The 26947-nt window shown below is 63.6% G+C and carries 29 protein-coding genes; 13 read left to right on the forward strand and 16 right to left on the reverse strand.

The features are described from left to right. The first annotated feature begins 85 nt into the window (after positions 1-85). From ribB to CBW24_RS04305, 4 genes are read left to right on the forward strand one after another with little or no spacing between them, the layout of a single operon-like run. Positions 86-1195: a 3,4-dihydroxy-2-butanone-4-phosphate synthase gene (gene ribB, locus CBW24_RS04290; RefSeq protein WP_097372786.1), complete on the forward strand. Its 1110-nt coding sequence runs from the start codon at positions 86-88 to the stop codon at positions 1193-1195. A 1-nt stretch (position 1196) separates the two neighbouring features. Further along, entirely contained in the window at positions 1197-1745 is a 549-nt protein-coding gene (locus CBW24_RS04295; protein WP_088663265.1) for a 6,7-dimethyl-8-ribityllumazine synthase, read from the forward strand. Next, the gene (gene nusB, locus CBW24_RS04300) at positions 1742-2197 is read left to right on the forward strand and encodes a transcription antitermination factor NusB (RefSeq protein WP_088663264.1); all 456 of its coding nucleotides are present in this window, start codon (positions 1742-1744) and stop codon (positions 2195-2197) included. The genes CBW24_RS04295 and nusB overlap by 4 nt, the downstream gene beginning before the upstream one ends. Before the next feature lie 42 nt (positions 2198-2239). After that, entirely contained in the window at positions 2240-2851 is a 612-nt protein-coding gene (locus tag CBW24_RS04305) for an exopolysaccharide biosynthesis protein (RefSeq protein ID WP_097372787.1), read from the forward strand. Here CBW24_RS04305 and CBW24_RS18290 read toward each other — a convergent pair. Then, complete coding sequence (locus CBW24_RS18290) at positions 2830-2970, reverse strand: hypothetical protein (RefSeq protein WP_157773052.1); 141 nt, start codon at positions 2968-2970, stop codon at positions 2830-2832. The two genes, CBW24_RS04305 and CBW24_RS18290, sit on opposite strands and share 22 nt — an antisense overlap. 223 nt (positions 2971-3193) lie before the next feature. Here CBW24_RS18290 and CBW24_RS04310 point away from each other — a divergent pair, with 223 nt between their 5' ends. Continuing rightward, the gene (locus CBW24_RS04310; RefSeq protein ID WP_097372788.1) at positions 3194-4111 is read left to right on the forward strand and encodes a pseudouridine-5'-phosphate glycosidase; all 918 of its coding nucleotides are present in this window, start codon (positions 3194-3196) and stop codon (positions 4109-4111) included. A gap of 167 nt (positions 4112-4278) precedes the next feature. After that, a complete protein-coding gene (locus CBW24_RS04315) occupies positions 4279-5157 on the forward strand; it encodes a formate/nitrite transporter family protein (RefSeq protein WP_088663464.1) in 879 nt (292 codons plus the stop codon). A gap of 125 nt (positions 5158-5282) precedes the next feature. On the opposite strand, the gene CBW24_RS04320 is transcribed toward CBW24_RS04315, so the two are convergent. Continuing rightward, positions 5283-6011 carry a Crp/Fnr family transcriptional regulator gene (locus CBW24_RS04320; RefSeq protein WP_088663261.1) on the reverse strand — a complete coding sequence of 243 codons (729 nt, stop codon included), beginning with the start codon at positions 6009-6011 and terminating at the stop codon, positions 5283-5285. A 52-nt stretch (positions 6012-6063) separates the two neighbouring features. On the opposite strand from CBW24_RS04320, the gene CBW24_RS04325 reads away from it, so the two are divergent. After that, entirely contained in the window at positions 6064-6468 is a 405-nt protein-coding gene (locus tag CBW24_RS04325; protein ID WP_088663260.1) for a hypothetical protein, read from the forward strand. On the opposite strand, the gene CBW24_RS04330 is transcribed toward CBW24_RS04325, so the two are convergent. Together CBW24_RS04330 and CBW24_RS04335 are read right to left on the reverse strand one after the other, a co-directional pair. After that, on the reverse strand, positions 6434-6811 hold the full coding sequence (locus CBW24_RS04330; protein WP_097372789.1) for a hypothetical protein: 378 nt from the start codon (positions 6809-6811) through the stop codon (positions 6434-6436). The two genes, CBW24_RS04325 and CBW24_RS04330, sit on opposite strands and share 35 nt — an antisense overlap. A gap of 8 nt (positions 6812-6819) precedes the next feature. Beyond that, positions 6820-7182: an ElaB/YgaM/YqjD family protein gene (locus CBW24_RS04335; protein ID WP_157773056.1), complete on the reverse strand. Its 363-nt coding sequence runs from the start codon at positions 7180-7182 to the stop codon at positions 6820-6822. Positions 7183-7406: 224 nt separating this feature from the next. Here CBW24_RS04335 and CBW24_RS04340 point away from each other — a divergent pair, with 224 nt between their 5' ends. Together CBW24_RS04340 and CBW24_RS04345 are read left to right on the forward strand one after the other, a co-directional pair. Beyond that, the gene (locus CBW24_RS04340) at positions 7407-7583 is read left to right on the forward strand and encodes a DUF1328 domain-containing protein (protein WP_088663257.1); all 177 of its coding nucleotides are present in this window, start codon (positions 7407-7409) and stop codon (positions 7581-7583) included. 180 nt (positions 7584-7763) lie between these two features. After that, positions 7764-8261, forward strand: coding sequence for a Dps family protein (locus tag CBW24_RS04345; RefSeq protein ID WP_088663463.1), 498 nt, complete (start codon positions 7764-7766; stop codon positions 8259-8261). 114 nt (positions 8262-8375) lie between these two features. Here the strand turns inward: CBW24_RS04345 and CBW24_RS04350 are convergent, their stop codons facing one another. After that, positions 8376-9188: a response regulator gene (locus CBW24_RS04350; protein ID WP_088663256.1), complete on the reverse strand. Its 813-nt coding sequence runs from the start codon at positions 9186-9188 to the stop codon at positions 8376-8378. Between the two features lie 96 nt (positions 9189-9284). Between CBW24_RS04350 and CBW24_RS04355 the strand changes: the two genes are divergently transcribed. The 4 genes from CBW24_RS04355 to CBW24_RS04370 all read left to right on the forward strand — a co-directional run bounded on the left by CBW24_RS04355 (position 9285) and on the right by CBW24_RS04370 (position 13473). Beyond that, positions 9285-9449: a NepR family anti-sigma factor gene (locus CBW24_RS04355; protein WP_088663255.1), complete on the forward strand. Its 165-nt coding sequence runs from the start codon at positions 9285-9287 to the stop codon at positions 9447-9449. Further along, entirely contained in the window at positions 9446-10009 is a 564-nt protein-coding gene (locus CBW24_RS04360; RefSeq protein WP_088663254.1) for an RNA polymerase sigma factor, read from the forward strand. The genes CBW24_RS04355 and CBW24_RS04360 overlap by 4 nt, the downstream gene beginning before the upstream one ends. Beyond that, positions 10009-11742: a sensor histidine kinase gene (locus CBW24_RS04365; RefSeq protein WP_088663253.1), complete on the forward strand. Its 1734-nt coding sequence runs from the start codon at positions 10009-10011 to the stop codon at positions 11740-11742. The genes CBW24_RS04360 and CBW24_RS04365 overlap by 1 nt, the downstream gene beginning before the upstream one ends. An 84-nt stretch (positions 11743-11826) precedes the next feature. After that, on the forward strand, positions 11827-13473 hold the full coding sequence (locus tag CBW24_RS04370) for a phospholipase D-like domain-containing protein (RefSeq protein WP_097372791.1): 1647 nt from the start codon (positions 11827-11829) through the stop codon (positions 13471-13473). Between the two features lie 150 nt (positions 13474-13623). Here CBW24_RS04370 and CBW24_RS18295 read toward each other — a convergent pair whose 3' ends face one another. The 11 genes from CBW24_RS18295 to tagH all read right to left on the reverse strand — a co-directional run bounded on the left by CBW24_RS18295 (position 13624) and on the right by tagH (position 26943). After that, the gene (locus CBW24_RS18295) at positions 13624-13779 is read right to left on the reverse strand and encodes a hypothetical protein (RefSeq protein WP_157773060.1); all 156 of its coding nucleotides are present in this window, start codon (positions 13777-13779) and stop codon (positions 13624-13626) included. A 291-nt stretch (positions 13780-14070) separates the two neighbouring features. Then, on the reverse strand, positions 14071-16920 hold the full coding sequence (gene tssH, locus CBW24_RS04375; RefSeq protein WP_097372792.1) for a type VI secretion system ATPase TssH: 2850 nt from the start codon (positions 16918-16920) through the stop codon (positions 14071-14073). A 68-nt stretch (positions 16921-16988) separates the two neighbouring features. Continuing rightward, on the reverse strand, positions 16989-17993 hold the full coding sequence (tssG, locus tag CBW24_RS04380) for a type VI secretion system baseplate subunit TssG (protein WP_097372793.1): 1005 nt from the start codon (positions 17991-17993) through the stop codon (positions 16989-16991). Continuing rightward, complete coding sequence (tssF, locus tag CBW24_RS04385) at positions 17990-19954, reverse strand: type VI secretion system baseplate subunit TssF (RefSeq protein WP_097372794.1); 1965 nt, start codon at positions 19952-19954, stop codon at positions 17990-17992. The genes tssG and tssF overlap by 4 nt, the downstream gene beginning before the upstream one ends. Continuing rightward, the gene (locus tag CBW24_RS04390; protein WP_097372795.1) at positions 19951-20559 is read right to left on the reverse strand and encodes a type VI secretion system baseplate subunit TssE; all 609 of its coding nucleotides are present in this window, start codon (positions 20557-20559) and stop codon (positions 19951-19953) included. Before CBW24_RS04390 ends, tssF begins: the two co-directional genes overlap by 4 nt. Positions 20560-20700: 141 nt before the next feature. Continuing rightward, positions 20701-21180 (reverse strand): Hcp family type VI secretion system effector, encoded by a 480-nt coding sequence (locus CBW24_RS04395; protein ID WP_097372796.1) that lies wholly within the window; start codon positions 21178-21180, stop codon positions 20701-20703. A gap of 57 nt (positions 21181-21237) precedes the next feature. Next, a complete protein-coding gene (tssC, locus tag CBW24_RS04400) occupies positions 21238-22728 on the reverse strand; it encodes a type VI secretion system contractile sheath large subunit (RefSeq protein ID WP_097372797.1) in 1491 nt (496 codons plus the stop codon). A gap of 68 nt (positions 22729-22796) precedes the next feature. Further along, the gene (gene tssB / locus CBW24_RS04405) at positions 22797-23321 is read right to left on the reverse strand and encodes a type VI secretion system contractile sheath small subunit (RefSeq protein ID WP_088663245.1); all 525 of its coding nucleotides are present in this window, start codon (positions 23319-23321) and stop codon (positions 22797-22799) included. A 260-nt stretch (positions 23322-23581) separates the two neighbouring features. Beyond that, the gene (locus CBW24_RS04410) at positions 23582-24772 is read right to left on the reverse strand and encodes a type VI secretion system protein TssA (protein WP_097372798.1); all 1191 of its coding nucleotides are present in this window, start codon (positions 24770-24772) and stop codon (positions 23582-23584) included. Between the two features lie 92 nt (positions 24773-24864). Then, the gene (locus CBW24_RS04415) at positions 24865-25374 is read right to left on the reverse strand and encodes an OmpA family protein (RefSeq protein WP_088663243.1); all 510 of its coding nucleotides are present in this window, start codon (positions 25372-25374) and stop codon (positions 24865-24867) included. Between the two features lie 108 nt (positions 25375-25482). Further along, the gene (gene tagH / locus CBW24_RS04420) at positions 25483-26943 is read right to left on the reverse strand and encodes a type VI secretion system-associated FHA domain protein TagH (RefSeq protein WP_097372799.1); all 1461 of its coding nucleotides are present in this window, start codon (positions 26941-26943) and stop codon (positions 25483-25485) included. Positions 26944-26947: the final 4 nt, after the last annotated feature.

Genomic DNA, 26947 nt, shown 5'->3' on the forward strand with positions numbered 1-26947 from the left:
GTCCGCTGGGCTATCTCGCGGCCCGAGCCCCACGCCCGATCCTCCGTGACCGGGGTGTTTCCCCATTGCCGATCGCAGGACAGCCATGAGCGAGATAGTCGATTACAGCGATGCCATTTCCTCGATCGAGGAAATCATCGAGGACGCCCGCAACGGGCGGATGTTCATCCTTGTCGATCACGAGGATCGGGAAAACGAAGGCGATCTGGTCATTCCCGCGCAGATGGCGACGCCTGACGCGATCAACTTCATGGCCACCTATGGGCGCGGGCTGATCTGCCTGTCGCTGCCGGGATCGCGCATCGATGCGCTGGGCCTGCCGCTGATGGCGTCGCACAATTCGTCGCGCCACGAGACCGCGTTCACCGTGTCGATCGAGGCGCGCGAGGGCGTGACCACCGGGATCAGCGCCGCCGACCGGGCGCGCACCGTGTCGGTCGCCATCGACAATGCGAAAGGCGCCGCTGATATCGCATCGCCGGGGCATGTGTTCCCGCTGCGCGCCCGCGATGGCGGCGTGCTGGTCCGCGCGGGCCATACCGAAGCGGCGGTGGATGTCGCGCGGCTTGCCGGGCTGAACCCGTCGGGCGTGATCTGCGAAATCATGAACGATGACGGCAGCATGTCGCGGTTGCCGGATCTGGTCGGCTTTGCCCAGCGGCACGGGCTGAAGATCGGCACCATCAGCGACCTGATCGCCTATCGCCGCCGCAACGATAATCTCGTGCGTCAGATTTCCGAAACGGCTGTCACCAGTGCCTTTGGCGGCGACTGGACCATGCGGGTCTATTCTGACGTGACGCAGGGCGCGGAGCATCTGGCACTGATCAAGGGCGACATTTCCGGTGACGCGCCGGTGATGGTGCGGATGCACGCGCTCGACCCGTTGCAGGACGTGGCCGGGCTGGGTGGCGCGGCGCGGAGCAGCGAATTTGGCCGGGCGATGGAGATGATCGCCGCCGAAGGGCGCGGCGTCGTGGTGCTGCTGCGCGATCTGCAAATGAAACTTGCCCCCGACGCGCATGAAGCCTCGCCGCAGACCTTGCGCCAATACGGGCTGGGCGCGCAGATCCTGTCGTCGCTGGGCCTGTCCAAGCTGGAACTGCTGACCAATTCCCCGATGCCGCGGGTTGTCGGGCTGGATGCCTACGGGCTGGAAATCGCGGGCACGCGTAAGATCGAGGGAGCCTCCTGACATGGCCGGATCGGAAACCCATCACATTCTGCCGTTGCCGGAGTTTGACCGCCCGGTGAAGGTGCTGATCGTCGTCGCGCCCTATTACAAAGACATCGCTGATGACATGATCGCCGGGGCCCGCGCCGAGTTGGAAAAGGTCGGCGCGACCCATGAGGTGATCGAAGTGCCCGGCGCGCTGGAAGTGCCGACCGCGATCCGCATCGCCTATCGCCAATCCAATTTCGATGGCTTCGTCGCGCTGGGCTGCGTGATCCGGGGGGAAACCACCCATTACGACACCGTGTGCAACGACAGCAGCCGCGCGATCCAGCTTTTGGGGCTGGAAGGCGCCTGCATCGGCAATGGCATCCTGACGGTGGAGAACCGCGATCAGGCCGTCGTTCGGGCCGATCCCGCACAACAGAACAAGGGCGGCGGTGCCGCGGCGGCTGCATTGCATCTGATCGCGCTGACCCGTCGCTTCGCCGCCACGCCGAAAGGCGTCGGCTTCAAACCCGGCGGAGAAATCCGCCTCGCCGGCACGCCCGAGGGCGGGAGCAACGCATGACCGACAAAAGACAGATGAAATCCGCCGCCCGGCTTTATGCCGTGCAGGCACTGTTCCAGATGGAAGCCTCCGATCAGACGATCGAGCGGGTCCAGCAGGAATTCGAAGATCACCGCTTCGGCGAGGTCTATGAGGGCGACGAGATGGCCGAGGGCGACCCGGAGCTGTTCCGCAAGCTGGTGGGTGATGCCGTCAACTATCAGTCGCTGATCGACCAGATGACCGACCGTGCGCTGGTGGCGAAATGGCCGATCCACCGCATCGACCCCACCCTGCGCGCGCTGTTCCGCGCCGCCGGTGCCGAACTGACCCAAGGCAAAGCGCCGCCGAAGGTCGTGATCGTCGAATATGTGGATATCGCCAAAGCGTTCTTTCCCGAAGGACGCGAGCCGAAATTTGTCAATGCCGTGCTAGATCACATGGCCCGCGAGGCAAAGCCGGAGGCGTTCTGAACGCCACGCCCGGCGCGCCAGCCAGATACGAGGACCCGCCCGATGACCGCCCGCAATGACGAACCCGACGTGGCGGAGCTGACCTCGATCGCGGCGGTGCTCGACCGGGTGGATGCCGCCGCCGAGGCGGAGGAGCTTAGCTTCCGCGACGTGGTGGAAGCGGTGGGGGAGGCGTCCTTTGTGCCGGTGCTGATGGCGCCTGCGCTGGCCGTCGTCACGCCGCTGAGCGGCATCCCCCTGTTTTCCAGCTTCTGCGGGCTGATCATCGTGCTGGTGTCGGTGCAGATGGTGCTGGACCGCGACCACCTGTGGCTGCCGGGCTGGATCATGCGCCGCCGCTTTCCCGGTCACCGGGTGCGGCAGGCGACGGGGCGCATTCGCGGCTTTACCGATTATATCGACCGGCACGCCCGCAACCGGCTGGAATTCCTGCAACACCGCCCGTTTCCACAGATCACCGAAGTCGTCTGCATGTTCTGCGGTCTGGCGATGCCGTTTCTGGAACTGGTGCCGTTCACCTCGTCGCTGCTGGGGCTGGCGGTGACGCTGTTGTCACTGGCACTGCTGGTGCGCGACGGCTTGCTGGTGCTGTTCGGGTTGGCGGCGGTGGCCGGGGCGGTGGGGCTGCTGAGCTATCTGGTGCTGCTGGCGTAACCATGCGCCGCGGCGGGCGGCGGGGTCGGCGCGCCGTGGGCCTCGGCCACCTCGCGCAGCAAAAGCAGCGCCAGTATCGGAACGAAGAGTTTGCGGAGCAGCCGCAGCAGCGTGAACATGCAGGTCTTTCTTCTACGCGGATCCTGAACCAGCCACCGGGACCGGAGATCCGCAAGCCGACGCCTCGCAGGGAAATCCGGCAGGGTCATGACGCCGCCGTGGCAAGGCCGGGATAAGGATGGAAATTTTCCGTGGCGTTGCTGATTGATCTGAACTCGTTTGTGGGGATATGACCCCGTGACCTCACCCCACACCCGCGCGACACGCAATAAGGAGCCTGCCATGAGCCGTCATCCCGATCTGGACCTGACCCCCGAGGTCGCCCGCGCGCTTGAGGCGGGCCAGCCCGTCGTCGCATTGGAAACCGCGATCGTCACCCACGGCATGCCCCGTCCGGTCAATCTGGAGACCGCGCAGGCGGTCGAAGCCGAGATCCGCGCCCAAGGGGCTGTGCCCGCGACCATCGCGGTAATTGACGGACGGCTGCGCGCGGGCGTGACAGCGGAGGAGTTGGAGATGCTCGCCGCGATCCCCGAGGGGGTGCAGAAGGCCTCGCGCAAGGATCTGCCCGCGATCATCGCCAAGCGCGCCACCGCTGGCACCACCGTGGCCGCGACCATGTTCATCGCGGATCTGGCAGGCATCCCCATCTTTGCAACCGGCGGCATCGGCGGCGTGCATCGCGGGGCCGAAACGACGGGCGACGTGTCCGCCGATCTGACCGAACTGGGCCGGACCCCGGTGGGCGTGGTCTGTGCGGGCGCGAAATCGATCCTCGATCTGCCGCGCACGCTGGAATGGCTCGAAACGGCGGGCGTGCCCGTGCTCGGCTACCGCAGCGATGCCTTCCCGGCGTTTTTCACCCCCGATAGCGGGCTGGGCGTGGATCAGCGGATGGACAGCCCCGCCGAGATCGCGACCGCGCTGGCTGCCGGGCGGCGGCTGGGCAATGGCGGCACGCTGATCTGCAATCCCATCGCCGAGGCCGACGCGCTGCCCAAGGACCAGATCGACGCCGTGATCGCGCAGGCCGTGGCCGATGCCGCCGCGCAGGGGATCGAGGGCAAGGCCGTGACGCCTTTCCTGCTGGGCAAGGTGCTGGACCTGACCGGGGGCGACAGCCTGAATGCCAATGTGGCGCTTGTGCGCTCCAACGCGCGGCTGGCGGCAGAGATTGCCGTGGCGCTGGCCTCGCAGTGAGCTAATCTACTGCCGGGGGCCGTGTGGTCCCCGGCATGACGCCGCCTCGCTGGGGCGCGGTTCATGTCTGCTGATCTCTGCAAGGCGGACTATTCGTGATCAAGAAATTCAACCCCGACGACCCCGCGCCGGGGCATGATCCCGGCAAACCCGATGTCGACGACGACCTGCCCCGCGACGAGCCTTTGGGCGAGGCCGCAGAGGAAGAGTCGGTCGAGGAAGCGGCGAAGCTCTCCGCCCGGCTGATTTACGAAGTCATCCGCCGCGACGGTATCGACGAACTGCGCCGCCCGGTGCGGTCGCTGATCTGGTCGGGTCTGGCCGCTGGTGTGATGATCAGCTTCTCGGTGTTGGGCGAGGCGATTTTCCGCACCTACCTGCCCAAGGACGCCGACTGGACCTATCTGGTCGAAAACCTCGGCTATTCCATCGGTTTCGTGCTGGTCATCATGGGCCGGATGCAGCTGTTTACCGAAAATACCATCTCCACCGTGCTGCCCGCGATGGCCGATCCGCGCCCGACAGTGTTCAAACGCATAGGCCGACTTTGGGTTGTGGTGCTCAGCGCGAACTTGGTCGGGGCGTTCCTGGCGGCCCTTTACATCGCCTATGGGGCCGGGGTGCCCGACGCGCTGCTGCCAGCGGTGCGGGAATTGTCCGAGCACGCCACCGGAATGGGCGCATGGCAAAGCTTCCTGCGCGCGGTGCCTGCGGGCTTGCTGATCGCGGCGCTGGTCTGGTCGCTGCCACAGGCAGAAAGCCAGCAGTTCATTCTGATCATGATGATGACATGGCTCATCGCGGCGGGCGATTTCACCCATGTGGTCGCGGGCTCCGTCGAAATGGCGTTCCTGATGGTGAACGGCGAACTGGGGCTGTTGCCTGCGGTGTTCGGGTTCTTCCTGCCGGTGCTGGCGGGGAATGTCGTTGGCGGCACGGCGATCTTTGCACTGCTCGCATGGGGGCAGGTGAAGGGTGAGCTGATCCGCGAACTGGAACATAAAAAACCCAAACGCGTGGGAACCAGCTTCTTCGAACCGCGTTAGGGGGTGTCAGACGGGGAGAACTTCGTTCTCTGACCGCCGGTGGGACTGGTAATTTGACTGTCCCTCGTCCAGCCCACCGGCCCCCCGATACCCTTCCTGACAATCCAAGAAACGCGTAGCGGCCGTCAGATCAGCGGCCGCTTCATCGGTGCTTCGATGTCGACCATGCCCAGCTGTGCCAGCGCCTTCATATTGCGGATGCGCAGGGTGCCGTCGGTCCAGGCGGCCAGCTGCTGCTCGCGCAGTTTCGCCAAGGTCTTATTGGTGTGCACCAGGGACAGCCCCAGCGCGTCGGCCATGTCCTGCTGGCGATAGGGCAGGTTCATCTGGTCACCTTCCGTCAGGCCCAAGGCCTCCGCCCGGCTGAACACCCGCACCAGCGCCCATGCCATCCGCTCGATCGCGGAGCGCTGCCCAAGCGTGGCGATTGCCTCGCCCATGAAGTGTTCTTCCACCGCCGCGAGCCATGTCAGATCATATGCCCGGTTCGCGTGGTTCTTGAAAAACGACCATAGCTCGGACCGATTGAACACACACAAGGTCATCTGGGTGCTCGCCTCGACCGAATGGGTCATTTCGCGCATCACACCCGCCTGAAGGCCGAGGAAATCCCCGGGGAAGACAAAGTTGATGACCTGCCTCCGCCCGTTGGGCAGGGTCTTGTAGCGCAGACCCATTCCACGCAACGCTGTATAGAGTTGCGGGCTGCTGGACCCTTCCATCAACACAGGCGTGCCCGGCTCGATCACCAGTTCGCCGGCCTTAAACCGCTGCATGAAACGAACCTCGTCGCTGGACATGTCAATGAACATATCGGCCCGACGCAACGGGCAGTTCTCGCATTTGGTGGCCATCAGGAAAATCGCTCCGCGCTATGTCAAATTTAAATGCGCAAGCCCCCCCGTTATGTTCCATGTCATCACGAAAGTTCTGATGCAGTGGGGTAAAATGCAGGAACGTTTTGTCGTGTTCGAACGCGACACCGTGATTGCAGAAGATGTCTGCGAGACGCTAAAATCGAAACTGCCGGGATGCGAGGTGCGCATTGCCCGGTCCTTGGCGCATGTGCGCGGGATGCTGGGGTCTATGGACCGGCTCGACGCGCTGTTGATGGCGATGTCGCGGGTCGATTACGACGCCAGTGGATTGGAAAGCGAAATCGCGCGGCTGGGGGCTCGGGTCATGTTGTTGCATGACAGCGCAGGCAGCAGCGTGCGTGAAGAGGGCGCGGTCATCCGTGTGCCGCGCCCCTACACGTCGTCGATGCTGGGCCGTGCTATCGCTTACGCTTTGCCGCAGCGACAGCCGTAATCCCGGCCTGAAGCCCGATCACGAATGCATTGGCAAGCGGGGAGGCGCCGGGGATGCCCATCGGGGCCGGTGCCGCCACGGGCGGCCCGGTGACCGGCGCGGCGGTGGGCATGACATAACGCCGCCCCCGCCGCATCGACATGATCAGCAGCAGCAACGCCAGAATGACAAAGATCGCGCCCATGATAAGGGAGGCGGCGACCGCGTTCGTCACCGACGCGAGGTAGATCCACGCGGCGATGGTCAGAAACACGACCCCTACCAGCAATGAGACGAGCGAAAGCAATCCCAGCACTGCTTTTTGTGCGTAGAGGATGCCCTTCCGTTCGAGAAGTGCAAGCATGCGCAGGCTCAGCGCCGGGGAGCGAAGAACAGGCCGACAAGGAAGCCGATCGCAGCGGCGATGCCGATTGCGGTGCCGGGCTTCTCGTTGACGAATTCGACCGCCTGACGCTGATAATCCTCGGCCTGCGCGCGCAGAGCATCGGCATGGGCCTCGCCTTTGGCGCGGGCGGCGGCGGCGCGGGATTTCGCGTCATCCGCAAGGGCCTCGCCGCGCGCCTTGCCGTAACGGCCAAGCGCAGAACTGAGCCCGGAAATATCTGCTTTCAAGGCTTCGATCTGCGCCTGAAGTTCCGCCGTGGAGGCGGCTTCCTTGGCTGCATTCGCGCCCTGTTTGGCCGCCGTGGTGGGAGAGGAGGAGGCGGTCGCCATGATGTGACTCCGGTCTGTTTGGGACATTATTACGGATTTTTAACGCAAAGCTGGCATGTCTGTTCCATGAAAGCCACAGAAAGGTTCCCGCAACGCAAGGTCACGGATCTGCGACGGAACCGTGGGGTCAGAGGCGGGGTTTGCTTTGCGATCAAGTGATGCACGCCGCGTGAGACGGCACATCATGTGCAAACATAAACGGGCAGTGGGAAAGGAGCAGTACGATGATACATTGGGCCTTGGTTTTCTTGGTCGTCGCGGCACTCGCGGCATTCTTCGGCTTCGGCGGCGTCGCTGGCGCTTCTGCGGGCATTGCCCAGATCCTGTTCGTGATCTTTGCCGGTCTCTTCTGTATCGCGCTTATCGTGAAAGCGGTTGAAGGGAATGACTATCGGAGGTGACGGCATGACCGTATGGCGGTTTTGTTGAGGGTCGGACAGAGGAGTGTCCGGCCCTTTTTCATGGGCGAAGGCTGGGGGAGGCCGATGGCGCGCCTGCCGAAGGGTCCAGTCGGGTAAAGGAACGATTGCCCCCCCGCTGGCGTTCTCGTGATGAACATTCTTTGCATCATGGAGACACTCATGTCTGACACCCTGAAAGTCATCCCCACCGAAGACACTGTCAAAACCGGCGTGCGCGACAAGGAAGGCATCGCGGTCGGCCTGAACGACGTGTTGGCAGATACCTATCGCCTGACGTTCAAGACCCATGCCTACCATTGGGCGGTTCAGGGGCCGCAGTTCTATTCGATCCATAAGCTGACCGAAGAACAGTATGAAAATCTGTTCGCCGCCGCCGACGAACTGGCCGAGCGCTGCCGGGCGCTTGGGGCCCTGACCCCGTTTCAGTTCAGCTCCCTGATCGAGCGGTCGGTGATCGAAGATCCCAAGGAATTGCCTTCTGCCCGTGAAATGGTCGAGGATCTGGCGACGGATCACGAACGCGTCGCGCATCGGATGCACGCGCTGATCGAAATGGCCGGCGACCGGAACGACCCCGTGACCGATGATCTGTGCACCGCACGGTCGGCCTTCCACGAAAAAGCCGCGTGGATGCTGCGGTCCATCGCCGCTGAATGATCGGGTGATCCAAGTGGGATGGCGGTGCGCCGCCATTCCCGCGCGCCTCTTGCAAGGCGCATAAAAAAGGCTGGCCCGATCGCTCGGGCCAGCCTTTTTGCGCGGATCGGCGGATCAGGCGCGCAGGGTTTCCGTGGAGGAGAAGAACATCGCCTGACTGACGGCAGAGCGAACCTGCTCCTCGGAATAGGGCTTGGAGATGAGGAAGGCCGGTTCCGGCTTATCCCCGGTCAGCAGCCGCTCCGGGAAGGCCGTGATGAAGATCACCGGCGTGTCGCCCAGCATCGTCAGCAGTTCGTTCACCGCGTCGATGCCCGACGAATTATCGGCCAGTTGGATGTCTGCAAGGATCAGATCGGGCACTTCGGATTTGCCCAGCTGCACGGCGCCGGAATGGGTGCGTGCGATGCCGGTGACCGTGTGGCCCATCTCGGACACGATGGATTCCAAATCCATCGCGATGATGGCTTCGTCCTCGATGATCAGAATGCGGCCCGCGACGCTTTCCTGCATTTCCTTTCGCGCGATGGACACCAGCCCTTCGGCCTCGGAGGGCTCCACTTCCATGATCGCGGCCAGATCGGTGTAGGAGAAATCCTCCACCGTGTGCAGCAGCAGGGCTTCCCGGCTATTGGCGGTAAGCTTGCTCATATGGGTCTGAGCCCGGGCGCGCAGGCCGCTTTCCTCTTCGGCAACGGGGGCGCCGGAACTCGACCAGATTTTATGGAATGTCCGGAACAGCGCGGCCTTGGGGGCGAGGCCCTCCTCGAACACGGAACTGTCTTCGAGGATCGCCTCGAGCGTCGCGATCGCGTAATTGTCGCCCGTGCCCTGGCTCCCGGTCAGCGCGCGCGCATACCGTCTCAGAAAGGGAAGCTCCGCACCGATCATAGAAGTCAGGTCGGTCTCGGTCGCTTGGTCTGTCATCGCAAATCTGCCTTTTTGCATTTTTTCTGGAACCGAACGTGCCGGGATGTGTTTGGTTCCAGAAAAAGTGAAAAGATGCACTGAAGGCAAGGGTGAATGGCGGAAGACAGCAGCAAGCCTGCATACGCGCGTGAGATAGACGAGAACCTTAAGCGCGTGTTCCAAGAAAAGCTGGACGAGGACATTCCGGATCGGTTCGCCGATCTGCTGTCCAAGCTGAAGGCTCAGTCAGGGACAAAGCGGGCGGAGGACAGCAAATGAGTGATGCCGCGGTTGATCCGCGGGATGAGTTGGTAGAGCACCTACCGGCTCTTCGCGCGTTCGCGATCTCTCTGACCCGTAATGGCGCAGCCGCCGACGACCTGGTGCAGGACACCGTGGTCAAGGCGTGGACCAATATCGAAAAATTCAAGGTGGGCACCAATCTCAGGGCGTGGCTTTTCACGATCCTGCGCAACACCTTTTATTCCAACCGGCGCAAGATGAAGCGCGAGGTCGCGGATGTGGACGGCGTGTTCACGGCGGGTCTTGCGGAGAAACCTGCGCATGACGGGCGGCTTCAGATGGCCGATTTCCGTGTCGCCTTCGCGCAACTGCCCGACGAGCAGCGTGAGGCGTTGATCCTTGTCGGGGCGTCCGGTTTCTCCTACGAAGAAGCGGCTGACATGTGTGGTGTCGCAGTTGGCACGATCAAGAGCCGCGCCAACCGTGGGCGGGCACGTCTCGGAGAACTGATGCACCTTGAAAAAGGCGACAGGCTGGAAATGACGGACGGAGCAACCATGGCCATTGTCGCAGCAAACGGATCCACCCCCATCTGATGTTTCGATCTGCCTCGCACCTATCGTGGCGCAGGGGTCTGGTCGTCCGTCTCGTCGCCTTTCTGTCGATTGCGTTGCTGCCCATCGGGCTGATCGCGGTCATGCAGACAGAACAAGTCTCGAAGGAGGTTCGGCAACGCTCGGTGCTGAGCCTCCTTGCTTTGACGGATCAGGCGGCATCGGGGGAGAGACAACTGCTGCAACGCAGCTTCGGCGCGGCCGAGGCATTGGGGGCGATCATCGCGCGCCTGCGGGGGGATTCTGCGGATTGCTCCACCACGCTGGGCGAATATATCGAGGAAGCGGGGCGCTACAGCTTCGTAGGGTTCCTCGAACTTGACGGTATGGTGCGCTGCTCCTCGGTGGACGAGGCGCTTGATTTCTCGTCCTACCCGGTCTTTCAGGAAATTCTGTCCGACCCCCGCCCGATGATCGGGGCGACCCTGCGCGCGCCGCTGACCGAAGAGTCGGTGGTCGTCGTCGCGCATCCGCTTTACCGCGAAAACGGGCTGGTCGGGTATGTCGTCCTGTGGGTGCCTCATGCTCTGGTCGAGACCGAACCGGACATGGTGCAGATCGCCAAGCCTGCCGGGCTTGTCACCTTCAATTACAAAGGCGACATCATCACTGCCGAAAATGGCGTCGAAGGTGTCGGGGATCGGCTGCCGTCCTCCCAACGTCTGTCTGAACTGGTGGGCAAAGCCCCAACCGTGTTCGAAGGCCACAACGCCGCTGGGGAGCGGCGCGTCTACGCGACCGTGCAGCTTCTGCCGGGGCAGCTATACGCCCTCGGAAGCTGGACCGAACCCAACAACGCGCTGACGCCGCAGGGCTATTTGCCCGGCTGGCTGTTTCCGCTGTTGATGTGGATGGCGAGCCTCGTCGTTGCGTATTTCGCCGTGCACCGGCTGGTCATCCGCCATGTCCATCGCATCGGCGGCCAGATGCGCCGCTTTGCCCGTGACCGCCATATCGAGCCGCCGTCCAAAAGCTCGGAGATGAGCCAGGAACTGCTGGAGATGGAAACCGACTTCCTGCACATGGCCAGCGCGCTGATGCAGGATGAGGCTACGCTCGAAAACGCCCTACGCGAGCGCAACATCCTGCTGAAGGAAGTTCATCACCGAGTGAAGAACAACCTGCAACTGATCTCGTCGATCATGAACATGCAGGTGCGCAAGGCCCAGTCGAGCGAAACGCGCGTGGTGCTCAAACGCTTGCAGGAGCGGGTCCTGAGCCTCGCCACGATCCACCGGAATCTCTACCAGACCGAAGATCTGGGTAAGGTGAACGCCGGAAAACTGATCAAGGAACTCGTCGGTCAGATGATGGTCGTCGGCACCACCCGGACCTTTGCCCACCCGGAGGTCGAGGTCGATGTGGAGGACGTGATCCTTTATCCCGATCAGGCGGTGCCGCTGTCGCTGATGACAGCGGAAGCCATCACCAACGCGCTGAAAAACGTGGGCAGCACCGACGAATCCGGCGGCTGGATTCGCATCACCATTCACAAGCTGCCGGAAAAACGTGCCCGTTTGACCGTCGCGAATTCCAAAGGCGTGCGACCCCATGCCGGCGCGGGGGATGAGCCTTCGGGGCTGGGATCGCAACTGATCCGGGCGTTCGCGACCCAGTTGGGTGCATCACTTAACGTCACTGACGAAGAAACTTCGCATCGGCTTGAGGCCGAATTCGCAGTTGAGGAGTTCTTACAGGACGCCAAGGATTACTAGGACCGCCAAATGTTTCGCGAAGAGCCCCAGACAGGACCAATCCTTGACGCGGGCACCGCGAAGCAAGAGAGGATAGCCCCGCTGATGTCCCTTCTGCGTGTGCTGCTGACCGCCGAAGAAGCCTACCCCGTTCTCGAACAGCGTTTTCTCGAAGCGGAGCGCGAGATCCGCGCGAGCTTCCGCGTGTTTGATCCTGCGACCCCGCTTTTGTCCGACGCCGCTCGCAAGGTCGGCACGACGTGGTTCGATCTGTTGCAGCATACGCTGGAACGCGGGGTCCGCATTGATCTGACGATCAGCGATTTCGATCCCATCGCGCGTGGTGATCTGCACCGGTCGTCCCACGAAGCGCTGCGCCGGATCATCGCGGCGGGCGAGGCATCGGGCAACGGCCCGCTGCTGCGCGCGCGTGTGTCGCTGCATCCTGCCCGCGTCGGGTTTATTCCGCGCATGATCCTGTGGCCCAAAGTGCAAGGTCAGCTCAGCGCGCTGGCTGAAAAGCTCAACGATATGGAGCCGCATTCCCGGCGCAAGGCGATGGCCGAGATGCCGCGCATGGTGCCGTGGATGGTCGCCATGGCCGAGGAAACCACCGAGGAACGTGCGCAGCGCAAGGCCAAGCGCGAAGAAGAGAAAGCCCGCGAACGGGCCGCGCGCGCTGAGGACGGCCACCGCCATTTGCGTGACCGCATCCGCGCGCACCTGCGGCCGCGGCGCTGGCCCTTTCCGCCGCTGGTGCCCACCACCCATCATCAGAAGCTGGCGGTGTTTGATCGCAAGTACCTTTATATCGGCGGGCTTGATCTGGATGAGCGGCGGTTTGACACCAAACGTCATGACCGTCCCGCCGAGGAAACATGGCATGATGTGCAGCTTCTCCTGACCGGAGAGATTGCAGGCCATGCGGACGATTATTTGCAGGAATTCCGAGCCACGACCTATGGCCAGCGGCCAACCCGCAAATTCCCCGGCCTGCTGCGCAGCGTGTCGTCGCGGCGGCGCTGCTCGTTGGCGTCGATGTCGCCCAAGCCGGTGCTGTCTGAGCTTGCCGACGCCCATTACAACGAGGTGCAGCGCGCCCGCCGGTTGATCTATCTTGAAAGCCAGTATTTCCGGGATCGTCGTTTGGCGCGTGCTTTGGCGCAGGCCGCTCAGCGGCATCCGCATCTGGGCTTGATCCTGATCCTGCCCGCCGCGCCCGAAGATGTGGCTTTCGAAGGCAACAAGATGGCCGATGCCCGGTTCGGGGAATATCTGCAGGCATGGTGCGTGCGCCGGGTGCGCAAGGCGTTTGGCAAGCGGTGTTTCATCGGCTCGCCCGCACAGCCGCGCCCGGCCCCCGAAGGGCTACATCCCCGTGCGAAGCTTTACGGCGCGCCGCTGATTTATCTGCATGCGAAAGTGTCGATCTTCGACGACCAGCGCGCCATCGTGTCTTCGGCCAACCTCAACGGGCGCAGCCTACACTGGGATACCGAGGCAGGCGCCTTCCTCGACGACCGCAAGGACGTCGCGCGGCTGCGGGCGACGTGTCCCGCTCATTGGCTGCCCGCCGATGCCGGCGAGGAGTTTTTCGACCTCGACCGCGCCCCCGCCGCATGGCGACGGCTGGCTGTTGGCAACTCCACCCGTGATCCGGAGGATCGGCGCGGTTTCATCCTGCCATATCCGATCCAACCCGCCGAGAAGTTCGGCCGGATGTATCCCGGCGTTCCCGAGCAGATGGTCTGACCCGCACGACGGTGCCGGATATGCCGGAGCGTGGTCTGCCTGACCCCCGCTTTGGCGTTCCGATCATTATGTTGTGCCGGTTTCGGCGTCCCTTTCGGGGGTAGGGCCGGGGGCGGGGGCCTGCCTGCGCCCCGCCTCCGGCCATGTCACTCAGTTACGACGCGACCGGTCATCGGTGTTGATGAGCCAGCCACCCGGACCTGCGATGCGGTCAGGAAGACACAGCACCAGCAGCTCGTGTAGGAGGCAACAGGCAAGGAAGGTGACGATGACGTCGCCCAGAGAGATTTCGGATATCCACCACATGCTAAACCTTTTTTGGTTCTTTTTTAGTATCCCCTTGATGATGAGCAAATGAGGCAGAACCGTGGTCGGCCTGCGCCGAACCGGCGATCTCCCGTTACACCTGCGCAAGTATGGATTTGCGCAAATCGCAGGAGAGGGTCGCGCAACCCCAACGTTAGTAGGGGTTTTGCGAAAATGTAGATGCAAATGTCGCCGCGCCGGGCATTTGACCAGTGTTTTAAGGGCATTGTCTGCATTGTGGCGCGCCGGAATCGCGACGGGTGATTCACCCCTTAGATTGATGCGCGCCGCTTAGCTGAGCTGATAGGCAAAGCGCACGGTTCCGCCCGCGCCGCCCGCGTCCGGGCCCGCCTCCTCCTCCGCCGCATCCGATGTGGTATCCACCCGGATCGCAGATAGGTCTTCGCCCGCCATCGCCTTGTTCAGGATCGCGCGCGCCAGATCCGGCAGGATCGAGTTGGTGATGATGTTGTCGATCATCCGCCCGCCGCTGTCGGGGTCATTACACTGGCTGACGATATGCTCGATCACCGCGTCGGAGAATTCCATGACCGCCCCGTGATTGGCCTTCACCCGCTTGACGATGGATTTGAGCTTCAACCGGGTGATCATCGCCAGCACATCGGAACTGAGCGGATAATACGGGATCGTGACGATCCGGCCCAGCAAGGCCGGGGGGAACACCTCCAGCAACGCCGGTTTCAGCGCCTCCGCCAATGGTTCGGCGTCGATGCGGGCCGCCCCGCGGGCGGTCATGTCCATGATGGTGTCTGTGCCCGCGTTCGACGTCAGCAGGATCAGCGTATTCTTGAAATCGATGGGCCTGCCGGAGCCATCCTCCATGTGGCCCTTGTCGAAGACCTGAAAGAACAGCTCATGCACGTCCGGGTGCGCCTTTTCGACCTCATCCAGTAGCACCACGGAATAGGGCTTGCGGCGCACCGCTTCGGTTAGGCGCCCGCCTTCACCATAGCCCACATAGCCCGGCGGCGCGCCTTTCAGCAGCGCGACGGTATGGGCCTCCTGATATTCGGACATAGCGATGGTGATCATGTTCTGCTCGCCGCCATAAAGCTGCTCGGCCAGCGCCAGCGCCGTTTCCGTCTTGCCCACGCCCGACGGCCCGGCAAGCATGAACACACCGATTGGCTTTTCGGGGTTATCGAGCTTCGCGCGGGAGGTTTCGATCCGCTTGGCGATCATTTCCAGCCCGTGATCCTGACCCACGACGCGTTCCTTCAGCCGGTCCGCCAGCGTCAGGATCGCCTGCACCTCATCCGTGACCATGCGGCCCACGGGGATGCCGGTCCAGTCGCCGACGACGCTGGCCACCGCCTGCGCATCGACATGGGCATAGATCATCCGGTCGTCGGGATCGCGGGCCTCCAGTTCGGCCACCTTGGCGGCAAGCGCGTCGCGCAGGGCGATGGCGTCCTCCTCCGTCAGGGGGGCCATGTGTTGGGTCGGCGGGGCAGGGGCGGGATGCGCGGGGGCGACCTCCTCCTCTGCGCCGCGGGGCTGATCGGGATTGGCGGCATCCTCGGGCGCGGTGGCGGGGGCAGGCTCCGCCGGCGCATCGACAGGCAGTTCGGCTGGCCCCTCTCCGGGCGACAGCCGGGCGCGCAGGTCCAGAATATCGCTCACCACGGCCTTCTCCGCCTCGTAGCGGCCACGGGTATCGGTAAGCTCCGCCTCCACCTGCGCGATCTCGGTGCGGATTTCGGCGATACGCTCGGCGTTGACCTCACCCAGATCAGCCTGCCGTTCCTTGCCTAGCAATTCGGCGTTGAGCGCGGCGATACGGGCGACCTGATCCTCGATCCGGGCGGGGGTGGTGGCCTGACTGATCGCCACGCGGGCGGAGGCGGTGTCGAGCAGCGACACGGCCTTATCGGGCAGCTGGCGGGCGGGGATATAGCGATGCGACAGCTGCACGGCGGCAACGATCGCCTCGTCCGAGATCCGCACACGGTGATGCTTCTCCATCGGGGCCATGATGCCCCGCAGCATGTAGCAGCACCGCTCGACCGAAGGTTCGTCCACCGTGATCGGCTGGAACCGCCGGGTCAGGGCGGGGTCTTTCTCGAAATACTTTTGGTATTCCATCCATGTCGTCGCGCCGACGGTGCGCAGGGTGCCGCGGGCCAGCGCGGGCTTCATCAGGTTGGCCGCATCGCCGGTGCCCGCCGCGCCGCCCGCGCCGATCAGCGTATGCGCCTCATCGACGAACAGAATGATAGGGGTGGGGGAGCTTTGCACCTCGTCGATCACGGCACGCAAGCGTTGCTCGAACTCGCCCTTCATTGACGCGCCCGCCTGCATCAGCCCGATGTCGAGCGACAAAAGCCGCACGCCCTGCAATTGCGGCGGCACCTCGCCCGAAGCAAGCCGCTGTGCAAAGCCTTCGACCACCGCCGTTTTGCCCACGCCCGCCTCGCCGGTGAGGATCGGGTTGTTCTGGCGCCGCCGCATCAGGATGTCGATGATCTGGCGGATCTCGTCGTCGCGCCCGACGATGGGGTCCATTTCGCCGGATTTCGCCTGCGCGGTCATGTCGACGGTAAAGCGGTCCAGTGCGGTGGTGCCCGTCGCGCCGCCCTTGCCCTCTGCCGCCGCGCCGCCGCCACCGCCGAAATTCGAGCCATCGATGGTGCCTTGGTCTTCTTCCTCCGATCCGGCCCAGACGCTGCGCGCGTCGCCGACGACCGTATCCACCGACAGCCCCGCCAAGGAGGGCGAGACGGAGGCCAGCGCTTGACTTAGCGACTTGTCCTTTAGCGCGCCGACCAGCATATGCCCGGTGCGGATCTGGGGTTCGGCAAAAAGCAGCGTCGCGTAATGCCAGCCGCGATCCAGCAGATCGATCACATGGTTCGAGAAGCCGGGCATCTCGGTCACGTTTTTCTTGAAGCTGTCGATATGCTTTTGCAGCTCCATCAGCACCTTTGACCGGTCGATGCCGTAATGTTGCAGCGCCACGGTCAAGTCGGAGCGGTCGTTGCTCAGCATATGCAGGAACCAGTGCGACAGTTCCACATTGCGGTTGCCCTCATTACGGGCGTGGCGGTGCGCCTTCATGAAGGCGTCATAGCCGGTGCGGTTCAATTTCCCTGCGACCGTTTCCAGACTGATATCCGACATCGTCAATCCCCTGTCCCTACTGTTCCAAACCTGCGGCGGACCATCCCCTGTCCGCCATGTCCCTGCCGCTACCCGCTGCGGCGGAGGGCGAATTTCGCGTCACTGACATAGGCGGGCGCGGGCGGCGGGCTTTGCTCTGCGGCGGGCGCAGGCCATGCCGTCCAGCCCAGATGCCCCGAGCGGCCCAGTTGCGCGGCGGGGCGCTGATCGGCGGGCAGCGCCAGTTCCACCTCGAACTCCACCGTGTTGCCCAGATAAAGCGCGACCACATCCGCCAGCCGCGCGAACATCGGGCCGCCGGGCAGAAACCGACGATATTCCTCCAGCGACCGGGTGCGGATCTCGATCACAGCCTTGTCGTTGATCGAATAGACCCGCCGCCCGGCATAGGTGTTGCGCCCCAGACAGGCGGTGGCCTGACCCATGCGCGTCAGATCGGCATCCTCGAATTCCAGCCACATCCCGGCCCGTTCGCGCAAAGTGACATCCACCGTCAGCAAGCCGCGCAGCACCTGCTCCAACCGCCGGGCGGATTTCACCCGCGCGCCCAGCACACCGGCAAAGGGCAGTTTGGCGATATCGGGGACGCTGTCGCGATCCTGATAGGGGGCGGTGCCGATGCCGATGAACGAGCCAAGGAAATCGGCAAAGCGGTCTTCGGCGGGGCGGTCGAATTGCACGATGGGGCGGGCGTCGGCCCACGCACGGAAGAACAGTTGCAAAAACCGGGTGGCAAAGATGTCGGTGAACCGCACGAAGCTGTCATCATTGCCCTGCTGCCAGCGCATCGCCTCGACCGTGGTCAGCAGTGGCAGCGGTCCCTGCGGCCCAAAGAACCCTAGAAACCGCGCGCGCACCTCGGGTGGCAGATCGGGGTGGCTGTCATCGAACCGGGTGACGTTCGAGGCCGGAAATTCCATGAACGGATCCTGCCCCAGCCGCACGACCTCCTGCCGGGTGATCACAGCCTTACCAATGCGTGGTTTGTCGGGGGACGCGCGCTCCAACTCCCGCAGCAATTGCAAGAAATCCGCGTGGTAGGGCGCGGCGCGCAGATCAGGGCGGCGCGTCACAACAACGGCCCCGTGCCGGAGCGCGGCGGGAAGCGCATCACCTCGCCGCGTTGTTCGGACAGAAGCACGGTTTCGGTAAAGCTGTTCACATGGGCATAATCAGCAAAAAACCGGTCCAGCACCGCACCCAGCAGCATGATGCCCGATCCTTCGAACGCGCGCTCGTCAAAGGTCAGCCGCACCTGCGTGCCCCGCGCGGCGTGAAAGCCATCATCGCGAAAAAGCGACCGGGTGACGGGGCGGCTTTCGATCCCCGCGATGCCGCGCAACTGCCGTTCGCTCACCGCGTCGCCCATATCGGCAAAAAGCGCCAGCAACTCCCGCAGCCCGCCTGCCGGGTCGGCGCTGTTGCGGTTCTGAAGCCCAAGGTGGTTGAAGCTCAGCAGATTGATGAGCCGCCACATAACCTCGCCCTGATGTCCGCTGCGGGGACTGTTGCGGTCCGCCTGCGCAATCGACTCGCGCGGGCGCGTGGGCCCGGCGATGCAGGCAAGTCCGACAGTGGTGTCATCCGTCAGCCGGAAATCCACCTGCGCCTGCCCGATAGGCAATTGCTGGGTTAGATGCCGATTGGAACAGAGCGCGACGACCTGCAACCGCTGCGCGCGGGCGGCCTCGTCCAGACCGGCGGGCTCGTAAAGCGACAGAAAGGTTTCGGTGCCGACATAATCGCCGCCATAGCCAAATTGCCGCTCGCGCTCGCTCAGCCGCCGGGGCCGCCGCCGGATATGATAATAGAGCGCGTCAGCAGGGCGAATTTCATCGTCAGGCAGCGAATAGATCGGATAGACCGGCACCTTGGTCCGCATCCCCTGATAATGCGCGGCGACCGATTGGATGCGATGCACCTCGTAATTCACCGCCGGGGAACTGTCGGGCACGACGATATGTTCGTGATGGCGAATATCGGGGCGCACGCGCGAACAGCGCTCTTCGAACAGGTTGATGGCCGGCGCGGCATAGAGCCGGAAATTATCCGGGCCGATGCGCGCGCTGAGTTTGGGCTGCACGCGGTCGAATTCGAACAGGAGATCGACAGCCGGTGCGGGAATGCGGGCCAGAACCCGGCGTAGGCCGGTCAGGCGCAGGCCCACGAATTTCTGCGGCAGCACATAGAAATCGCGCAGCAGATTGAACCCCGCGTAGAACCGGTCATCCTCGGGAAACAGCGCCTCCGCATCGTCAAATCCGATCTGCGCCACCATATCCGACGGACAGGGGACAAACACCGGATCGCCCTGCGCATCCAAATACCGCGCCGTGATCCGCACCGTGTTGGCAAAGATCTGTTCATAAAGCGCGATCATCTCGGCAAGGTTGCCGGTCAGGTGGATGGGCAGCGTATCGCAGGCGATTTGGGACACGGGCGCGGGTGTGTCGCCCTTGCTGCTGCGAGGGGCGTCGGGATCGGCAAGGTCCGCGGTGGTGCGGTGGCACAGACGCAGACGCAGCGCGGCGGCGGTTTCGGGATGCACGTCCAGCCCCAGCGCCTGCACCGGACCGGGTGAGGCGAGATAGTCTGCCTTGTCGATATCGAGGCTGTAGAGCGTCAGCGGCGCCGACAGGCGAAACCGGCAAGACACCCGCTGTTCACGTTCCACATAGGTCGCGTCCAGATAGCTGCCGCGCGGATAGGATATGCCCGCCGCCAGATCCTGATCGCCGTAATTGGGGGCGGCCTGAACCACCATCGCCGCAGGGGTGGGGGCCAGATAATTCGGCAGCAACTGCTCCAGCAGCGCGTTGGTGAAATTGCCGAACTCGCTTTGCAGTTTGACCTGTACCCGCGCGGCAAGAAAGGCGGAGCCTTCCAGCAGACCGGCCAGACCGGGGTCGAGCTTATCCTCCGTCAGCCCGCCGAGCCTCTCGGCGATGCCGGGATAATCCTCCGCGAACTCGCGCGACCTCTCGTAGAGGATCTTCAATTCGCGATTATAGGCGTCGAGGAATTCGCGGTTCATGGCGTGGCAGAGAGGTTGGTGAAGTTCAGCTTGCCCGAGCCCACGTCGATCTCGGCCACGAACTCCATCGGGATATCCACCGGCTTGCACGCCATCTCGGCATGGACGTCGAAGGCGATCTTTTGGTGCACCTCGTCAAATTCGCGGCGCATCTTCACACTTAGGGTTGCTTCCACGAACCGGGGTTCATGGGCCACCAGCGCGCGGGCAAGGCGGCGGCTCAACTCGCGCAGGCGCAAATCTTCCGAGGTCATGTCGGACAGGTCGATCAGCCCGTAATTGAGGACGGAGCGGCGGACATATTCATAGCCGTCCAGATCCTCGCAGGCCTCCAGATTGATGGTGTTGGCAAGCTGCACCAGATCGATTTCGAGGTTGCGGCGAAGCTGGGCCTCGTTCGCGCCGCGCCTGCGCAGCGCGCCACGTTCGCTCAGCACCCGTTCGCCGTCACGGTAGTCGTTGGACGGTGTGCGGGCATCCTTGGCCGCGGCAGCTTCGCGGAACGCGTACATCAACGGGATCTGCAACTGGGTGCCCGGTCGCTGCGCGGCAGTCGCGGCATCGCCGGACCTGCCGGAGCCGGTTCTGTAGGGAGTGCTGGCCATATCCGCCCCTTCCCGACGTTGTCTGCGCGATACATACCGGGTCTGGCGCACAGGCCATCCCGGACCGGGGGCAGCCCCTCAAGGGCCACCCACCGGCGAGGTCTGGTCTATTGTGCGCGGCTGTGCCGGACAGGCGCGAGATCAGCCGTTTTCGGCGATGTTGAATTCGGCGTCGATGCCGGATTCCGGCGTGCCGTCGAGCTTCTGCGGGGTGTAGGTGATCTTGAACTTGCGGAAGTTCAGCGTGACGCTTTCGGTCACCGTATCGCCGCCCGAGGAGCCGCCCGTGGAATAGGACGACACCAGCACATCCGTCATCTCGACCACGAAATACTCCAGCGGGTTGGAGCCCGCCTTGCGCGCGATCAGCTTGGCCGAGGAGTAATGCTCGCCCTTGCAGCATTTGATGATCAGGTTCGGCGAGGAGCGATCGACCTGCTTGGTGAACGAAATATCGGAAACCGACACCTTGCCCGCGCCACCGCCGCCACCGCGATGCATCGTGCCGGACTGGCTCATGCCCAGCGACCAGCTGTCGATGTCGATGCCCTTGCCTTTATACTTCTTGTCCTGGGTTTCCCCGGTTACGCCCTCAATGATAAGGAACATATCAACAGCCATTTGGGATCTCCTTTAGCTGGCTAGCTGTAAATGGGTATTTGGATCAAATTGAGTGGTTCAGGTGCCAGAGGGCAGTCGGGACACCAGCGACATGCCGATATCCATGCCTTCCATCTGGAAGTGCGGACGCAGGAAGAACTTGCCCATGTAATAACCGGGGTTCTCCTCGTCCTCGACGACCATGATCTCCGCTCCGGCGAGAGGCCTGCGGGCCTTGGTTTCCTCGCTGGAGTTCTTGGGATCGCCGTCGATATATTGGGCGATCCACGTCTGCAGGCTGCGTTGCAGCTGCTCCTTCTCGCGGGTCATCCCAATTTGGTCGCGGACCATGCACTTCAGGTAATGGCTGAAGCGGCTGACCGCAAAAATGTAGGGCAGGCGGGAGCTTAGATTGTCGGACGCTGTCGCCTGCGGATCGACATAGCTTTTCGGTTTATACAGGGACTGTGCCCCGATAAACGCGGCCTTGTCGCTGTTTTTGCGATGCACCAGCCCGATCATGCCAATTTTGGACATTTCGGCCTCGCGCCGGTCGGTGATGGCAATCTCGGTGGGGCATTTCATGTCCACCGCGCCGTCATCGGTCTTGAACGTGTGGGTCGGCAGGTTGATCACCTCGCCCCCGGCCTGCACACCGCGAATGCGCACGGTCCAACCGTAATCTTTATGCGCGCGGGCGATATTGGCGGCCATCGTGTAGGCCGCGTTCATCCATGCGTATTTCTCGCCGGTGTGACCGTCGGTCTCCTCCTCGAAGTTGAACGCCTCCACCGGCAGACTGTCCTGGCCATAAGGTTCGCGCGCCAGAACCCGCGGCGCGGTCAGCGCGACGTAGCGGGAATTTTCGCTTTCGCGCAGGGATTTCCACGCGGCATATTCCGGCGTCTCAAAGATCGAGGCCAGATCGGTGGGGTTGTTCAACTCGTTCCAGCTGTCCATCCCCAACAGGCCCGCGCTGGCGGACGATATGAACGGCGCATGGCTGGCGGCGGCGATCTTGCCCAGATCGCGCAGCAGGCGCACATCGGCGGGGGAGTGATCGAAGTAGAAATCCCCGACCAGCGCACCGTAGGGCTGTCCGCCAAGCTGGCCGAACTCGGCCTCGTAAATCCGCTTGAACAGGGGCGACTGATCCCATTTCGCACCGGGATAGCTGCGCAGCTCGCGCTCAAGTTCCTTCTTGGAGACGTTGAGCACCTTGATCTTCATCGAGGCGTCGGGCTCGGAATTCATCACGCAGTAATGCAGCCCGCGCCACGCGCTTTCGACCTTCTGGTATTCCTCGTGATGCAGGATCTCGTTGACCTGCGCGGTCAGCTTCTGATCCAGCTTCGCGATCATCTCATCGACGGTGTCGATGATGTCTTCCTTGATGACATTCTGATCGGCGAGCGCTTCCTTGACCAGCGTCTGCACCGCGTTCTCGACCTCGGTCGCGGCGCTGTCGGAACGGGGTTTGAAATTCTGTTTCAGCAAGGCGGAAAAATCGTCAAGCTCGGAGACGGCGCCGCCGGCGGCCGGGGCTTCCTGTTGGGCTTCGGTGGACATGGGTCATCCCTTCCGTTGTGTGACTGGAGGCGGGCGGCAGCATCCCTGTGCCGCACGACGGGTCCGGATCAATTGGACGCGTCGTCTCCACCTTCGGCGTCGGGAGCCTTCTGTTGCAGAAGCTCCATCAGCTTGGGGTCCGAAAGCAGCGCTTTCAGCTGGTCCTGAGCGGCGGATTTGCCGTTCATGTAGCGTTGCAGGTTGGCCAGTTCGTCACGCGCATCGAGCAGCTTGCGCAATGCGGGCACCTGCTTGGCGATTTCGCCGGGGTCGAGATCGGCCATCTTGGCGAAGTCGAGTTTCACGCCCAGCTTCTCGCCCTCCGCGTCGCCCAGTTTGTTGTCCACGTTGAACGACACGCCGGGCGCGACCGAGGCCATGTAATCGTCGAAGTTTTCCGTATCGACCTGCGTAAAATTCCGCTCGGCCATCGGGTCTTTTTCGACGTCGGACGCATTGCCCGACAGGTCCGCCATCACGCCCATCACAAAGGGCAGTTCGACGTTCTTGTCGCTGTCATAAGGGTCTGCGTAGGAGATGTTCACCCGTGGCGGGCGATTGCGCTTAATGAAGCGTGTCGCTGAGTCAGACATAACGAATTCCTCTTTAATATGGCAAAAGCAAGCCATGCCGGGGGTCGTTTGTCAAATTATTTGGACCCTACGTCACCCTGTCCGTGACCTTGGGTCATGACCTAGCGGCAGGTTGCGCGTATGCGGTCACTCGATATGGCCGAAAAGGTCGCCGATGATCGCGGAAAAGTCGCGGTTGAGATAGGTCTTTGCCTTGAACAGAAGGATCGGCACCGGGCTCGATGGTTCGGTCTGGCGGAAGAACGCTTCGACCGCTGCGATCAGCGTTCCGGCCTCCGTCCGCGTGGCGGCGGCAAAGTCAGGACTGTCCTCCTCGGCGTCGTCTGGGGGGGAATGTCGCCCGCCTCATCCGCCAGCATCCGCATCTTGTGCACGCTCATCCGAAACCCGGTTTCGGTACCGAAATCGATCCGCGCGTGTTCGGATACATCGGGCAGCAGCGTGTCGATCGCTTCGGTCAGGGGGCGTCCGATCAACAGCCGCGCCTGCCGGATCAGCAGCAGCGCCGGCGACGATGGCTCATGGTGCGCGTAATAGGTCTCCACCGCCAGCAGCGCCGCCTTCGCGCCCGTTTGGCTGCTGACCGCGCCCACGGGCCGGGACGGGGCGGCGGGCATCGCGGCGGCGGGCGTGTCGGGGCTGTCGGGCGCGCCGTCGGGGGCGTCGCCCTCCGCGCTGTCCTCCGCCGGGGCCGCATCGCTCAGATCAGGCCGCGCCGCAGCGAGGAAGCCGGTCATCTGTTCCAGCACTTCGGTCAGCGTGTCGAGTTGCGGGGCGAAAGGGCCACCATCGGCGCTGCGGCACATCAGGCCGATCTGCTCCACCGCCTGCCGTGCCCCGCTCAACGCGGCGTGCAGCGCGTCGACCTGCTCCGCGTTCTCGGCCGATTGCAGCGCGGCGGTCAGCGCGCTTGCATCGCGCGGGGTTTCATTGGCCCGCGGCTCCGCCTGACCGGAGGCCACAAGATAGTCGCGATAGGTGATCTGATCCAGCCGCCGGTCCCGGATCAGCGGCGCGTGCTGCAACGGCATCACCACCGACGACCGATCGTCGAGCAGTTCCAACTGGTTTTTGCGCTCGGTCGGGTCGCCCTCCTCGATCAGCGGGATCACCGCCTGCCATTGCGCCTCCAGCAGCGCGGCGATGGCGGACACGGCCTCGGTAAACGGGATGATCCGTCCGCACAGGATTTGAAATTTGGCGTCCAGCACCAGCAGGCGAATGTCGCGGCTGCGCTCCAGCAGCGGTTCGATCTGCGCCCACTCGGCCTTCCAGTCGATGCTGCGCCGGTCGAATGTCTCGCCCGTGTCGGAATTGAGGATGTAGCGCATCGGGACGCGGTCGATCGCTTCGAAGTAATATTCGATATACCCGTCATCATCGTCCAGCAGCAGGTCAGGGCCGCAAGGGTCATCCGCCGAAATCGGCTCAAGAAATCTGTCAAATCGCATGCGTCATCCAAAAGAAATGCCGCGCCCGGACGGGTGCGGCACAGGTCAGGCCAAGCCGGGCGCGCGGCCTGTATCGTGCCGCGCGGTCCGGGTCACTGAAGATCGATCCGCAGTTCCACGCGGCGGTTTTCAGGGTCGAGCGGATCGTCGGTGCGCGGTTGGGTTTCGCCCAATCCCATCGCGGTCAGCCGGTCTTCCTGCACCCCCAATTCGGTAAGGTAGCTTTTCACCGCCGCCGCACGTTCATCCGACAGCCCGTCATTGTAGCCCAGACCACCGCGCGCGTCGGTATGGCCTTCGACAACGAACTGCGCCCGGTCAAGCCGTTGATCCTTCAGCGCTTCGGCAAAAATAGCGAGGTTCTGGCGCGCGGAGTCGGTCAACTCGGCGCTGTCGAGTTCGAAATTGACCAGCATGTCCAGCCCTTTGGGCTTGGCCGGGGTGCATTCCTCGGCAGTGCCGATGCAGATGCCGCGCTGCAAGCCGAGATCAACGGAATCTGCCAGAAATTCAACAACTTCATCCGCTGTATAAGGGTCCTCCGCGAAGGCGGGGGCGAAGCTGGCGGCAAGGATGGCGGTAGACAGAATAATGGTACGCATAAAAATCACCCATTCGGTATCAACCTGGCTGAAAGGTAGGAAGCGCGGTCGCGCGAGTCAAGATTTCGACGGTCAGGCCGCGCGTCAGGCCCCGCAATGCGTGCGAATTCAGCGGCTGTTCGAGGCCTTGTCATAGGCTTCGGCGAAATAGTTCAGGAACACGTCGAGCATCCCGTTATCGTGCTGGTGGGTCATCGCGTCCCACCGTTCGACGAACAGTTCCCATGATTTCGAACTGCGCCCGAACCGTCCGCCGCCGGTTTTCTCCTCGATCGCTTCGGGGGAGATATCTTCGAGCAATTCCGCCAGCGCAGGCTGGATCGCGGCGTAAAGCGCATACTGGTGCCGGTTCACATCGCGGAACGCAGCGGTCAGCGCCTCGGTCCCGCGTTGGTAGCCGGGGCGGCCCCGTCCGAACATGACCTCCAGCGCCTCCTCCGGGGTGGGGATGAATTTCAGCGGGTTGTTGGCTTCGTGGTTGAGCATGGTGCGGCTGCCGGAGCGGATCAGCAGCTTATTGGCGTCGCGCGCTTTCAGCAGCGCGGTCAATTCCCCTGCAACGACACGCAGCGCGCGGCCGATTTCCTGCCCGGCCACGGCGGGGTCCACCCCGTCCAGCGCGTCGGGTGCAAGCCCCGCACCCTCGCAGATCGCGCGCAGCAGGGCCGCGTCACCGGTGCCGGGGCCAGGCGGCACGGGGCTAGGCGGCGGGACCGGGGCCGCGCGGCTGCTGGGTGGCGGCGCGCCAAAGCCCCCGCTGGGCGGCAGCGCCTGCGCGGGCGGGGCGGGCGGCGTGGACGGGTCCGGGGCGGTCGGCGCGGCGACGGGGGGCGGCGGTGCAGCGGCAAAGGGGGAGGCATTTTCCCCCGGTCCCGTGCCTGCGCCCATCCCTGCGCCCGGATGCGGCGTGCGCTCCGGCGCTGTGGGGGCGGGGGACGCGCCCGGCGCGGCTCCAAACGGCGAGCCGCCGTCACTTTCTGCCGGGACTGGCGCAGGCCGGGCCGGGGCCACCGGCGGCCCGCCAAAGCCGCCCATCGGGATATGCTCATCGCCGAAATCGCTTTGGCGGGGCATGCCACGGGGGGAGAAATCTTGCCCGAACGCCCCGCTGCTGGCGCCCCCGCTACTGCCGCCGCCGCCCAATGACCAGATATCCCCGCCCGAGGATGCAGGCGCAGGGGCCGGCGCGCCGAACCCGGCGCTGTCGAACCCGGCATTGCCAAAGCCCGCGTGGCTCGGCGCGGTGGCCTGCGCTGCCTGTAGATCCACGCGGACGACGTAATGCCCGATCTGCAGCCGGTCGTCATGGCGCAATTGGTGGGGGCTTTTCATCCGGCTTGTGCCGCCATTCACGAACGTGCCGTTGGTCGACACATCATAGAGCCAATAGGCGTCGTCCTGATAGCGGACCTCCAGATGGCAGGAGGAAACGAACCGATTGGGATCAGGCAGGGTCCAGTCCATCGCCGGGTCGCGTCCGATCTCGAACCCGCGCCCCTCCGCGCGGAATTCGATAGGCCCGCCGTCTGGCAGGTGGCTCAGATTGTCGATGCGAAGCGTCAGGGTCATGGAG

Origin of the sequence: Pacificitalea manganoxidans, from assembly GCF_002504165.1 — a bacterium.
GTDB classification, from domain to species: Bacteria; Pseudomonadota; Alphaproteobacteria; order Rhodobacterales; family Rhodobacteraceae; genus Pacificitalea; species Pacificitalea manganoxidans.

What these genes read in the sequence shown, in the direction of transcription:
- ribB (WP_097372786.1), top strand. Translation starts at nt 86, where the DNA reads ATGAGCGAGATAGTCGATTACAGCGATGCCATTTCCTCGATCGAGGAA.
- CBW24_RS04295 (WP_088663265.1), top strand. Translation starts at nt 1,197, where the DNA reads ATGGCCGGATCGGAAACCCATCACATTCTGCCGTTGCCGGAGTTTGAC.
- nusB (WP_088663264.1), top strand. Translation starts at nt 1,742, where the DNA reads ATGACCGACAAAAGACAGATGAAATCCGCCGCCCGGCTTTATGCCGTG.
- CBW24_RS04305 (WP_097372787.1), top strand. Translation starts at nt 2,240, where the DNA reads ATGACCGCCCGCAATGACGAACCCGACGTGGCGGAGCTGACCTCGATC.
- CBW24_RS18290 (WP_157773052.1), bottom strand. Translation starts at nt 2,970, where the DNA reads ATGTTCACGCTGCTGCGGCTGCTCCGCAAACTCTTCGTTCCGATACTG.
- CBW24_RS04310 (WP_097372788.1), top strand. Translation starts at nt 3,194, where the DNA reads ATGAGCCGTCATCCCGATCTGGACCTGACCCCCGAGGTCGCCCGCGCG.
- CBW24_RS04320 (WP_088663261.1), bottom strand. Translation starts at nt 6,011, where the DNA reads ATGGCCACCAAATGCGAGAACTGCCCGTTGCGTCGGGCCGATATGTTC.
- CBW24_RS04325 (WP_088663260.1), top strand. Translation starts at nt 6,064, where the DNA reads ATGTTCCATGTCATCACGAAAGTTCTGATGCAGTGGGGTAAAATGCAG.
- CBW24_RS04330 (WP_097372789.1), bottom strand. Translation starts at nt 6,811, where the DNA reads ATGCTTGCACTTCTCGAACGGAAGGGCATCCTCTACGCACAAAAAGCA.
- CBW24_RS04335 (WP_157773056.1), bottom strand. Translation starts at nt 7,182, where the DNA reads ATGGCGACCGCCTCCTCCTCTCCCACCACGGCGGCCAAACAGGGCGCG.
- CBW24_RS04340 (WP_088663257.1), top strand. Translation starts at nt 7,407, where the DNA reads ATGATACATTGGGCCTTGGTTTTCTTGGTCGTCGCGGCACTCGCGGCA.
- CBW24_RS04345 (WP_088663463.1), top strand. Translation starts at nt 7,764, where the DNA reads ATGTCTGACACCCTGAAAGTCATCCCCACCGAAGACACTGTCAAAACC.
- CBW24_RS04350 (WP_088663256.1), bottom strand. Translation starts at nt 9,188, where the DNA reads ATGACAGACCAAGCGACCGAGACCGACCTGACTTCTATGATCGGTGCG.
- CBW24_RS04355 (WP_088663255.1), top strand. Translation starts at nt 9,285, where the DNA reads ATGGCGGAAGACAGCAGCAAGCCTGCATACGCGCGTGAGATAGACGAG.
- CBW24_RS04360 (WP_088663254.1), top strand. Translation starts at nt 9,446, where the DNA reads ATGAGTGATGCCGCGGTTGATCCGCGGGATGAGTTGGTAGAGCACCTA.
- CBW24_RS04365 (WP_088663253.1), top strand. Translation starts at nt 10,009, where the DNA reads ATGTTTCGATCTGCCTCGCACCTATCGTGGCGCAGGGGTCTGGTCGTC.
- CBW24_RS04370 (WP_097372791.1), top strand. Translation starts at nt 11,827, where the DNA reads ATGTCCCTTCTGCGTGTGCTGCTGACCGCCGAAGAAGCCTACCCCGTT.
- CBW24_RS18295 (WP_157773060.1), bottom strand. Translation starts at nt 13,779, where the DNA reads ATGTGGTGGATATCCGAAATCTCTCTGGGCGACGTCATCGTCACCTTC.
- tssH (WP_097372792.1), bottom strand. Translation starts at nt 16,920, where the DNA reads ATGTCGGATATCAGTCTGGAAACGGTCGCAGGGAAATTGAACCGCACC.
- tssF (WP_097372794.1), bottom strand. Translation starts at nt 19,954, where the DNA reads ATGAACCGCGAATTCCTCGACGCCTATAATCGCGAATTGAAGATCCTC.
- CBW24_RS04390 (WP_097372795.1), bottom strand. Translation starts at nt 20,559, where the DNA reads ATGGCCAGCACTCCCTACAGAACCGGCTCCGGCAGGTCCGGCGATGCC.
- CBW24_RS04395 (WP_097372796.1), bottom strand. Translation starts at nt 21,180, where the DNA reads ATGGCTGTTGATATGTTCCTTATCATTGAGGGCGTAACCGGGGAAACC.
- tssC (WP_097372797.1), bottom strand. Translation starts at nt 22,728, where the DNA reads ATGTCCACCGAAGCCCAACAGGAAGCCCCGGCCGCCGGCGGCGCCGTC.
- tssB (WP_088663245.1), bottom strand. Translation starts at nt 23,321, where the DNA reads ATGTCTGACTCAGCGACACGCTTCATTAAGCGCAATCGCCCGCCACGG.
- CBW24_RS04410 (WP_097372798.1), bottom strand. Translation starts at nt 24,772, where the DNA reads ATGCGATTTGACAGATTTCTTGAGCCGATTTCGGCGGATGACCCTTGC.
- CBW24_RS04415 (WP_088663243.1), bottom strand. Translation starts at nt 25,374, where the DNA reads ATGCGTACCATTATTCTGTCTACCGCCATCCTTGCCGCCAGCTTCGCC.
- tagH (WP_097372799.1), bottom strand. Translation starts at nt 26,943, where the DNA reads ATGACCCTGACGCTTCGCATCGACAATCTGAGCCACCTGCCAGACGGC.